The organism is Burkholderia sp. Ac-20379 (assembly GCF_017104645.1).
Classification (GTDB): Bacteria; Pseudomonadota; Gammaproteobacteria; order Burkholderiales; family Burkholderiaceae; genus Burkholderia.
In genome coordinates this window covers 1-7,876 of sequence record NZ_JAAGPF010000340.1, presented here as the reverse complement: position 1 = coordinate 7,876, position 7,876 = coordinate 1, and the positions used below count along the sequence as shown (strand labels likewise).

Genomic DNA, 7,876 nt, shown 5'->3' with positions numbered 1-7,876 from the left:
TGCGCGACAGCAGCGCGAAGCCGAGCTCGCGTTCGAGCGCCTGCACGCGCTGGCCGATCGCGGCGGCCGTCAGGTGCTCGACGCGCGCGGCGTCGGCGATGGAGCCGCTGTCCACCACCGCGAGCAGGCTTTTGAGGTAACGGGTTTCCAAAAGCAATCCTTTTGGTTCAGAAATTATTCCATGCTATCTCTTTCGAAATTCGGCTGCTACGCTGGCAGCACGCTCGACCGGCCGCCCGGGGTTCCCCTGCCCCGCCGGCGCGCCCCGCACACTCAGGAGTCCCCCTCATGCAAACCGCCTTCCATCTCGCGTACCACGTGCGCGATCTCGACGAATCGCGCGCGTTCTACGGCGCCCTGCTCGGCTGCACCGAAGGCCGCAGCACCGACACCTGGGTCGATTTCGATTTCTTCGGACACCAGATCTCCCTGCATCTCGGCGAGCCGTTCCCGGTCAGCAACACCGGCCGCGTGGGCGATCACATGGTGCCGATGCCGCACCTCGGGCTGGTGATGGCGATGCGCGACTGGAAGGCGCTGGCCGCGCGCCTCGAAGGCGGCGCCGTCGATTTCGTGATTCCGCCGAGCCTGCGTTTCGAGGGGCAACCGGGCGAGCAGGCCACCATGTTCTTCCGCGATCCGAGCGGCAACCCGATCGAGGTGAAGGGCTTCGCCGATCTCGACAAGGTGTTCGCGAAATGAGCCGCGTCCTGCCGTTCCTCTGCGCGCCGTCCTATCCGTTCGCCGAGCCGTGGCTCGCCGCGCTGCGCGCCGCCATGCCGAACGAAACCATCGTGCCGTTCGACGCGCTCGACGCCGCGGCGCGCGCCGCCTGCGACGTGGCGATCGTCGCGAACCCGCGCCCCGAGGACGTGAGCGCGCTGCCGAACCTGAAGTGGGTGCACAGCGTGTGGGCCGGCGTGGAGCGCCTGATGGCCGACCTGCCCGACAACGGCCTGCGGATCGTGCGGCTCGTCGATCCGCAACTGGCCGACACGATGGCCGAGGCCGTGCTGGCGTGGACGATGTATCTGCATCGCGACATGCCGCGCTACGCGCAGCAGCAGGCCGCGCGGCAATGGATCGCGCACGATTACACGCGCCCGGCCGGCAAGACCGTGGCGCTGCTCGGCCTTGGCGCGCTCGGCGAGGCCGCCGCGCAGCGGCTGCTGGCCGCCGGGTTCCAGGTGAGCGGCTGGAGCCGCACGCGCAAGGCGCTGCCGGGCGTGCGCTGTTACGCCGGTGCGGACGAACTGCCCGAGATGCTGGCGAGCGCCGACATCCTCGTGTGCCTGCTGCCGCTGACGCCGCACACGCGCGGCATCGTCGATGCCGCCGCGCTGGCCGCGCTGCCCGAGCACGCCGCGCTGATCAACTTCGCGCGCGGGCCGATCGTCGACGATGCGGCGCTGCGCGCGGCGCTCGACAGCGCCCGCCTGTCGCACGCGGTGCTCGACGTGTTCGATCGCGAGCCGCTGCCGGAAGACAGTTGGCATTGGGCGCATGCGCGCGTGACGGTGTTGCCGCATATTTCCGCGCCGACGGATCGCGAGACGGCGTCGGCGATCGTGGCGGGGAATATCGCGCGCTATCGCGCGACGGGGGAGATGCCGGCGGCGGTGCAGCGGGCGTTGGGGTATTGAGGGAAGCGGGGATGGGCCGCCGCCTGCGGCCGCTCGTAGCGGCAGGCGGCGCGATCTGAACGAAGCGGATGCGCGTAGCGGGCGATCCGCACCGGCTGTCTCAGCCCCCGCCCGATCCGTGCCAGCCCCCGCCGCCATGGCGGCTGCTCCCCCCGTGCGACGACAGGAACCCGCCTCGCGAGATGCCGCTTCTCGAAATGCCGCTTCTGGAAATGGCGCGCCCCTCGCTGATCGACACGCTGTGCGGCGTCGAACGAAACGCCGACGACCCCGCCGACGAGAGCGCGCTTTCGCGCATCGCGAGCATCGATACGATCCCGTGCTGGAACGGCACACCCGACGTATGCATGCCGCTGGCGTGATACACGACGCCGTCGCGCGTGAAATACGGGCCGTACCAACCGCTTGCCGCGTCGGTCGACGTGACGTGCGGCGCCGCCGTATCCGCAACCGAGACAGGATCCTGTCCCATGTCGAGCGCGCCGCCGGCCTGCTCTCGAGACGCATCGCCGGACGCCGGAGCGCCCGACCCGTTGGCAACGCCGATCGCGCCGCCGCCTCCGCTGTGCGCGTTTCCCGCCAGCGCCGCACTGGCGGCACTGGCGGCACTGGCCGCGCCGGACGCGGCGAATTCCGGTGCGGCCGCCATCGCCTGCGCCGTGTCGTCGCCGCTCACGTACTGGCAGTCTTCCGGCGAATTCCAGTCTTGCAGGCACGCTTCGCGCGACGCGTAACGGGTGCGCTCCGCCTCGACCACCTGATCCTGGTCGACGCCCTGATCGTGCGGCGCCAGCCAGAGCCCCGCGCCCGCCGCCAGGCCGCCGAATCCGATCAGATAAAGCAGCGGTTTTTTCAAATTGCGCTTGCGCGGCACGGCGGCGCCGCCCGGCTGCCCGGCCTCGCGAGTGACGAAGCCCGTGCCTTTGCGACGCGCCCCGTTGTTGTCGCTCGGCTTGTGTTTCGGATGGGTGGTCATGTCAGGTCCCGCGCTCAATCGTGCGTGAAGTAATGAGGAACGAAGTTCGACGTGTTCGTCGCGACGAGCCCGGCCTGCTCGCGCACGCACAGGCCGGCCGGCATGTCGTCGACGATCCATGCGCCGAGCGTCACGTAGCGGTCGCCGAACTGTGCCGCCGGGGAAAACGCTTGGTAGACAAAGCCTTCATGGCCGTAATCGCCGCCGGTTTCGATGCGGCGGCCATCGGGCGTGACGAGCGTGACGTTGGCGCCTTCGCGCGACAGCAGCGGCTTTTTCACATGCGCGCGCCGGCTGAAGTGCGCCTCGTGAAACGACGCTTCGAGCAGGTTCGGATGCTCGGGAAACAGCTCCCAGAGAATCGGCAGGATGCCCTTGTTCGACAACACCGCCTTCCAGGGCGGCTCGATCCAGCGGCATCGGTCCTTCAGCAGCTCATCGCCGAACGCCGACGTCAGCATCCATTCCCACGGAAACAGCTTGAACATCAGCTCGATCGGCTCGCCTTGCAGATCGACGAAGCGCCCGTTGCCGTCGCTGCCGATGTCCTGCACGTCGATGATCTTGACCGCCCAGCCGGCCTGCACCGCCGTATCCATCAGGTATTCGGTATTGCAGACGTCTTCCTGGCTGTCGTACATGCACGCGAAATGCAGCAGCGGCACGGCCCGATGGTGATCGCGCAACCAGCGCCACCGCGCGATCAGCGATTCGTGCAGGCTGTTGAACTGATCGTCGCCGGGCCGCACGTCCTCTTTCCAGAACCATTGGGCCAGGCTCGCCTCGATGATGGAGGTGGGCGTGTCGGCGTTGTACTCGTACATTTTCGGTTGCCCGTCGGCGCCGATCGTCAAATCGAAGCGGCCGTAGAGCGTCGGGTCGTCGCGCTCCCAGGATTCGCGAATCCATGCGCCCGCACGCGCGCCGATACCGAGCCGCGCGAACAGATCGTGTTCGATCACGTGCTCGACGGCATCGAGGCACCGCCGGTTCAGCTCGAGCGCGGCCGCATACAGCCTCTCGATTTCATCCTCCGAGAACGCGTACGCAATGTCCTCGCGCCAATAGACGAACGTGTCCCGATCCACGGGCTGCGGAACGTCGTCCTCGTCGAGCGAGTGGAAGTGAAAGCCGATCGATTCGAGACGGGCCGGCCAATCCGGCCGTGGCGATTGCGCGATACGTTTCATGAGGAGATCGGGTCGAGGTTGAAGGCGGCCGCGTGCGTCGCATCGTCGGCATCGCCGCGGGCCGCGAGAAAATCGTCGAATTGCAACGCCGCGCCGCCGGGGCGCCAGCGCGTCCAGACACGCTGCATCGGCTCCCAGAACGGCCGCACCCGCGCGAAGGTGGCCGCGTGATCGAGCGCGTCGGATTCGACGATCCCGGCGCGGGGATGGTCGAGCATCCACTGCATGCCGCCGACAATGCTCGATACCACTTGCAGGCTGGTCGCGTTGTTCAACGGCGCGATCGTGCGCGTGCGCTCGATCGACAGCGCCGAGCCCAGCCACAGCGATTCGCCGCGTCCGCTCATGACCAGCACGCCGAGTTCGTCGACGCCCGTTGCGAGTTCGTCCTTCAGAACCCGCATGGGCGGATGGCCGGTTTCATGGCCCGCCGGCGGCGACCCGCCGGCGAGCGCCGGCATCCAGGCGAGCGCCGCCTCGATCGGGCAATAGGCGTAATAAACGGTCGGCCGATAATCGACACGGCCATTCCCATCGCCGAGCGTCAGATAATCGGCAATCGAGAGCGATTCGTTGTGGGTCAGCACGTGCGCGTCGAATGCGCCATGAAGCGGTGTCCACGTGCGAACCCGGGTGTCGACGCCGTTGGTGGCGAGACGTATCGCCGGCGCCGCATGCACGCCGCCGTCTTTCCGAAAGCGCCGCGCGCCGGGCGGCAGTTGCGCTTCGTGCGTTCCCCAGCCGACTTCCGCATCCTGACGGCATTCGGCGATGAAACCGTCCACCGACCAGGTATTGACCCACGCGGTTTCGGCATCGGGTGCCGCGGCACGCTGCGTATCGCGCTCCGAAATCTGAATCACGCGCACATCGAGATCCGCGGCGAGTTGCGCCCATTCGCGGCGATCGCGCGGCACGCGCTGCCGCCACGCGGGCAGGCCGAATCGCGTCGCCATGTCGACCAGCGCGCATTTCGTCAGCACCGAAACGAAACCGGGATTGGCGCCATGCGCCACTAATGCCGTTGGCGTGGCGGGCCGCTTGGCGGCCAACGCGAGGATCTGCTCTCGAAGCGCATGGTTGGTCGTCGATTCGCCGCTTTCAAACGAATAGGCCCACGGCTCGATACAGGTATCGAGATAAAACGCGCCGGATTGCTGTGCAAGCGCGATCAAGGCAGCCGTTTCGACCGTCGTCGCGAGATTAAGCAGAAAATCGCCGTGACCGAGCAGCGGGCCGAGTATCTGCACATAGTTCGCTGCGTCCACTCGGCACGTCACCAGGCGCACATCCCAGGCGGCCGCGAGCGTGGCGCGCGCGTCGTCGTCGTGCTGCTCCACTGCCGTCATGGCCCACTCGGGAAAGGCGGTGCGCAACAGCGGCAGGATTGCCTGGCCCAGATTGCCGAACCCGACAATGACGACTTGACGTTTGGAATTCATCGATTTTTAAGAATTAGACGATGAGTTGACGCATAATCAATACCGTAATCGGCGTGAAGCGAATCGTATCGGCCAGATAATCGCTCCGCGGATCGGGAATCGCGAACGTGCCGCGGTATTGTCGACGATATGGCGGAGTCTGTCGATTCAATATGCCGTGGCCGTTTCCGAATGCCACGAATCGGATCATTAAACGAAAATCCGCCCGCCGATAATCGGCAAACGCGGTTCGCCGCATTGTCACGCCCGCAACGCCGCCTCCACGAACTCGATGAACACCCGCGCCTTCGCATGCATCGCCGCTCGCTCGGCCACGCACGCATACAGCACCATCGGCTCCGGTTCGGCCCGCACGACGCCGCCATCGCGCGGCTCGAACAGCGTCACCAGCTTGCCGCTGTCGATCAGCGGTCGCGCCACGAAGCTCGCCAGCCGCGCGATGCCGCCGCCGTTCGCGGCGATCTGCGCGAGCATGTCGATATCGTCGCAGACGAAGGCCGGGTTGACCGGCGCGTCGAAACGCGCACCGTCGCGCACGAAACCCCACGGCAGGAAGCGCCCGTCGGTCGGATAGCGGAACACGATGCAGGCGTGATGCTTCAGATCCTCGGGCGCGCGCGGCACGCCGGCCCGGTCCAGATACGCGCGCGACGCGCAGAACAGAAAGGGCCGCGAGGCGATGGGCCGGGCGACCAGCCGCTCGTCGAGTTGCGCGGCGATCCGGATGCTGACATCGACGCCCTCCAGCCGGTGATCGACGGCGCGGTCGGTGCCGATCAGTTCGAGCGCGATGCGCGGGTAGGCGGCCTTGAACGCCGGCATCAGCGGCGCGAGCACGTGGCGGCCGAACGCCGCCGTGGTGGCGATGCGCAGCGGGCCGTGCGGCGCGGCCTCGACCGTCGCGGCCTGCGAGGCCAGATCGAGATCGCCCGGGATATGCCGCACCTTGTCGTAGTAGCGCGCCCCGGCTTCGGTCAGCGCCATGCTGCGCGTGGTGCGCGACAGCACGCGCACGCCCAGATGCGTTTCGAGCCGCGCGATGCTCTGGCTCACGGCGGCGGCGCTGACGCCCTGCGCGCGCGCCGCCGCCGCGATGCTGCCCGTCTCCACGACGCGGATGAAGCTGTTGATCAACCCGAGAATATCCATCGCCCTGTATCGCGCCTGGCCGCGCCCATCGATTAATTTCGTAAATTTTACTTAAAAATGAATCAAGCATCCGGCGGCTACCGGCGCGCCGGGCGGCTTGTTACGCTGGCGCTCCCATTCACCCGTTCCCCCCGGAGAGATTGAATCGATGACCGCCGCCACGCCGCAAACCCGCCGAGTCCGCTTCCCGACCGCCACCACCCCGTACGTTTTCGCGTTGTACATGTCCACCATCATGGCGTTTCTGATGTGCCTCGTGATTACGGTCGCCGAGTTCGGCGTCGACGGGCATTACATGGAAAATGTGATGAATGCGTACCGGGTGGCGATGCCGTCGGCATTTATCTGCGTGCTGATCGTGCGCCCGGTGGTGGCCCGGCTCGTGGCGTTGACGGTGCACGCGCGGTAACGCCGCGCCGAATCCGACGCGAAGCCGAAAAAAAGCCCCGATGTCTCGCGACACCGGGGCTTGTCTCATGCGCGCGGCCAGCGCGTCGCTCACGCCACCGGCACGGCCTCCGCACCGGCGCCCGCCGTGCGCGCCAGCACCGGCACCAGCGCCTGCCCGGTATGGCTCGCCTTCACGCGCGCCAGCGCCTCCGGGCTCGCCGCCGCGACGATCGTGCCGCCCGCCGTGCCGCCTTCCGGCCCGAGATCGATGATCCAGTCGGCCTCGGCGATCACGTCGAGATCGTGCTCGATCACCACCACGCTATGCCCGCCGTTCACGAGCCGGTGCAGCACGCGAATCAGCTTCGCCACGTCGGCCATGTGCAGCCCGACGGTGGGCTCGTCGAGCACGTACAGCGTGTGCGGCGCCTTCTGCCCGCGCCGCGTGATGTCGTCGCGCACCTTGCTCAGCTCGGTCACGAGCTTGATGCGCTGCGCCTCGCCGCCCGACAGCGTCGGCGAAGGCTGGCCGAGCGTCAGGTAGCCGAGGCCCACGTCCTTCATCAGTTGCAGCGGATGCGCGATGTTCGAGATCGCCGAGAAGAACTCGACGGCCTCGTCGATCTCCATGGTCAGCACGTCGCCGATGTTCTTGCCGCGCCACGTCACGGCCAGCGTCTCGGGGTTGAAGCGCTGCCCGTGGCAGACGTCGCAGGCCACCTTCACGTCGGGCAGGAAGCTCATGCCGATGGTGCGCACGCCCTGCCCCTCGCAGGCGGGGCAGCGGCCGTCGCCGGTGTTGAACGAGAAGCGCGACGCGGTGTAGCCGCGCGCACGCGCCTCGAGCGTGTCGGCGAACAGCTTGCGGATGGTGTCCCACACGCCGATGTACGTAGCCGGGCACGAGCGCGGCGTCTTGCCGATCGGCGTCTGGTCGACTTCGAGCACGCGGTCGATCGTCTCCCAGCCGCTCAGCGATGCGCAGCCTTGCCACGCGTGGGTGACGTCGAGCGCGGGCCGCGGCGCGCTGCGCGCCAGCACGCTGCTGCGGCTGCGCGTGGCCGGCGCGGCGGCTTCGGCGCTCTT

The 7,876-nt window shown here is 67.6% G+C and carries 8 protein-coding genes and 1 pseudogene; 3 read left to right on the top strand and 6 right to left on the bottom strand.

Annotation, left to right across the window (positions count from 1 at the left end):
• Positions 1 to 151, bottom strand: a 151-nt coding sequence (locus tag G3N92_RS28165) for a LysR family transcriptional regulator (RefSeq protein WP_206130863.1), incomplete at its 3' end; no start/stop codon positions are given.
• 137 nt (positions 152 to 288) lie between these two features.
• On the opposite strand from G3N92_RS28165, the gene G3N92_RS28160 reads away from it, so the two are divergent.
• A complete protein-coding gene (locus G3N92_RS28160; RefSeq protein ID WP_206130861.1) occupies positions 289 to 702 on the top strand; it encodes a VOC family protein in 414 nt (137 codons plus the stop codon).
• On the top strand, positions 699 to 1,643 hold the full coding sequence (locus G3N92_RS28155) for a glyoxylate/hydroxypyruvate reductase A (RefSeq protein WP_206130860.1): 945 nt from the start codon (positions 699 to 701) through the stop codon (positions 1,641 to 1,643). The genes G3N92_RS28160 and G3N92_RS28155 overlap by 4 nt, the downstream gene beginning before the upstream one ends.
• A 100-nt stretch (positions 1,644 to 1,743) precedes the next feature.
• Here the strand turns inward: G3N92_RS28155 and G3N92_RS28150 are convergent, their stop codons facing one another.
• The 4 genes from G3N92_RS28150 to G3N92_RS28135 all read right to left on the bottom strand — a co-directional run bounded on the left by G3N92_RS28150 (position 1,744) and on the right by G3N92_RS28135 (position 6,400).
• Positions 1,744 to 2,619, bottom strand: a complete 876-nt coding sequence (locus G3N92_RS28150; protein ID WP_206130859.1) for a hypothetical protein — start codon at positions 2,617 to 2,619, stop codon at positions 1,744 to 1,746.
• A 14-nt stretch (positions 2,620 to 2,633) separates the two neighbouring features.
• Positions 2,634 to 3,809, bottom strand: coding sequence for a glutathionylspermidine synthase family protein (locus tag G3N92_RS28145; protein WP_206130858.1), 1,176 nt, complete (start codon positions 3,807 to 3,809; stop codon positions 2,634 to 2,636).
• A complete protein-coding gene (locus G3N92_RS28140) occupies positions 3,806 to 5,251 on the bottom strand; it encodes a saccharopine dehydrogenase NADP-binding domain-containing protein (RefSeq protein ID WP_206130857.1) in 1,446 nt (481 codons plus the stop codon). Before G3N92_RS28140 ends, G3N92_RS28145 begins: the two co-directional genes overlap by 4 nt.
• Positions 5,252 to 5,491: 240 nt before the next feature.
• The gene (locus G3N92_RS28135) at positions 5,492 to 6,400 is read right to left on the bottom strand and encodes a LysR family transcriptional regulator (RefSeq protein ID WP_206130856.1); all 909 of its coding nucleotides are present in this window, start codon (positions 6,398 to 6,400) and stop codon (positions 5,492 to 5,494) included.
• 148 nt (positions 6,401 to 6,548) lie between these two features.
• Here G3N92_RS28135 and G3N92_RS28130 point away from each other — a divergent pair, with 148 nt between their 5' ends.
• A complete protein-coding gene (locus tag G3N92_RS28130) occupies positions 6,549 to 6,809 on the top strand; it encodes a DUF2798 domain-containing protein (RefSeq protein WP_206130855.1) in 261 nt (86 codons plus the stop codon).
• A gap of 89 nt (positions 6,810 to 6,898) precedes the next feature.
• Here G3N92_RS28130 and G3N92_RS28125 read toward each other — a convergent pair.
• Positions 6,899 to 7,876, bottom strand: a pseudogene (locus G3N92_RS28125) (excinuclease ABC subunit A); the annotation flags it as partial.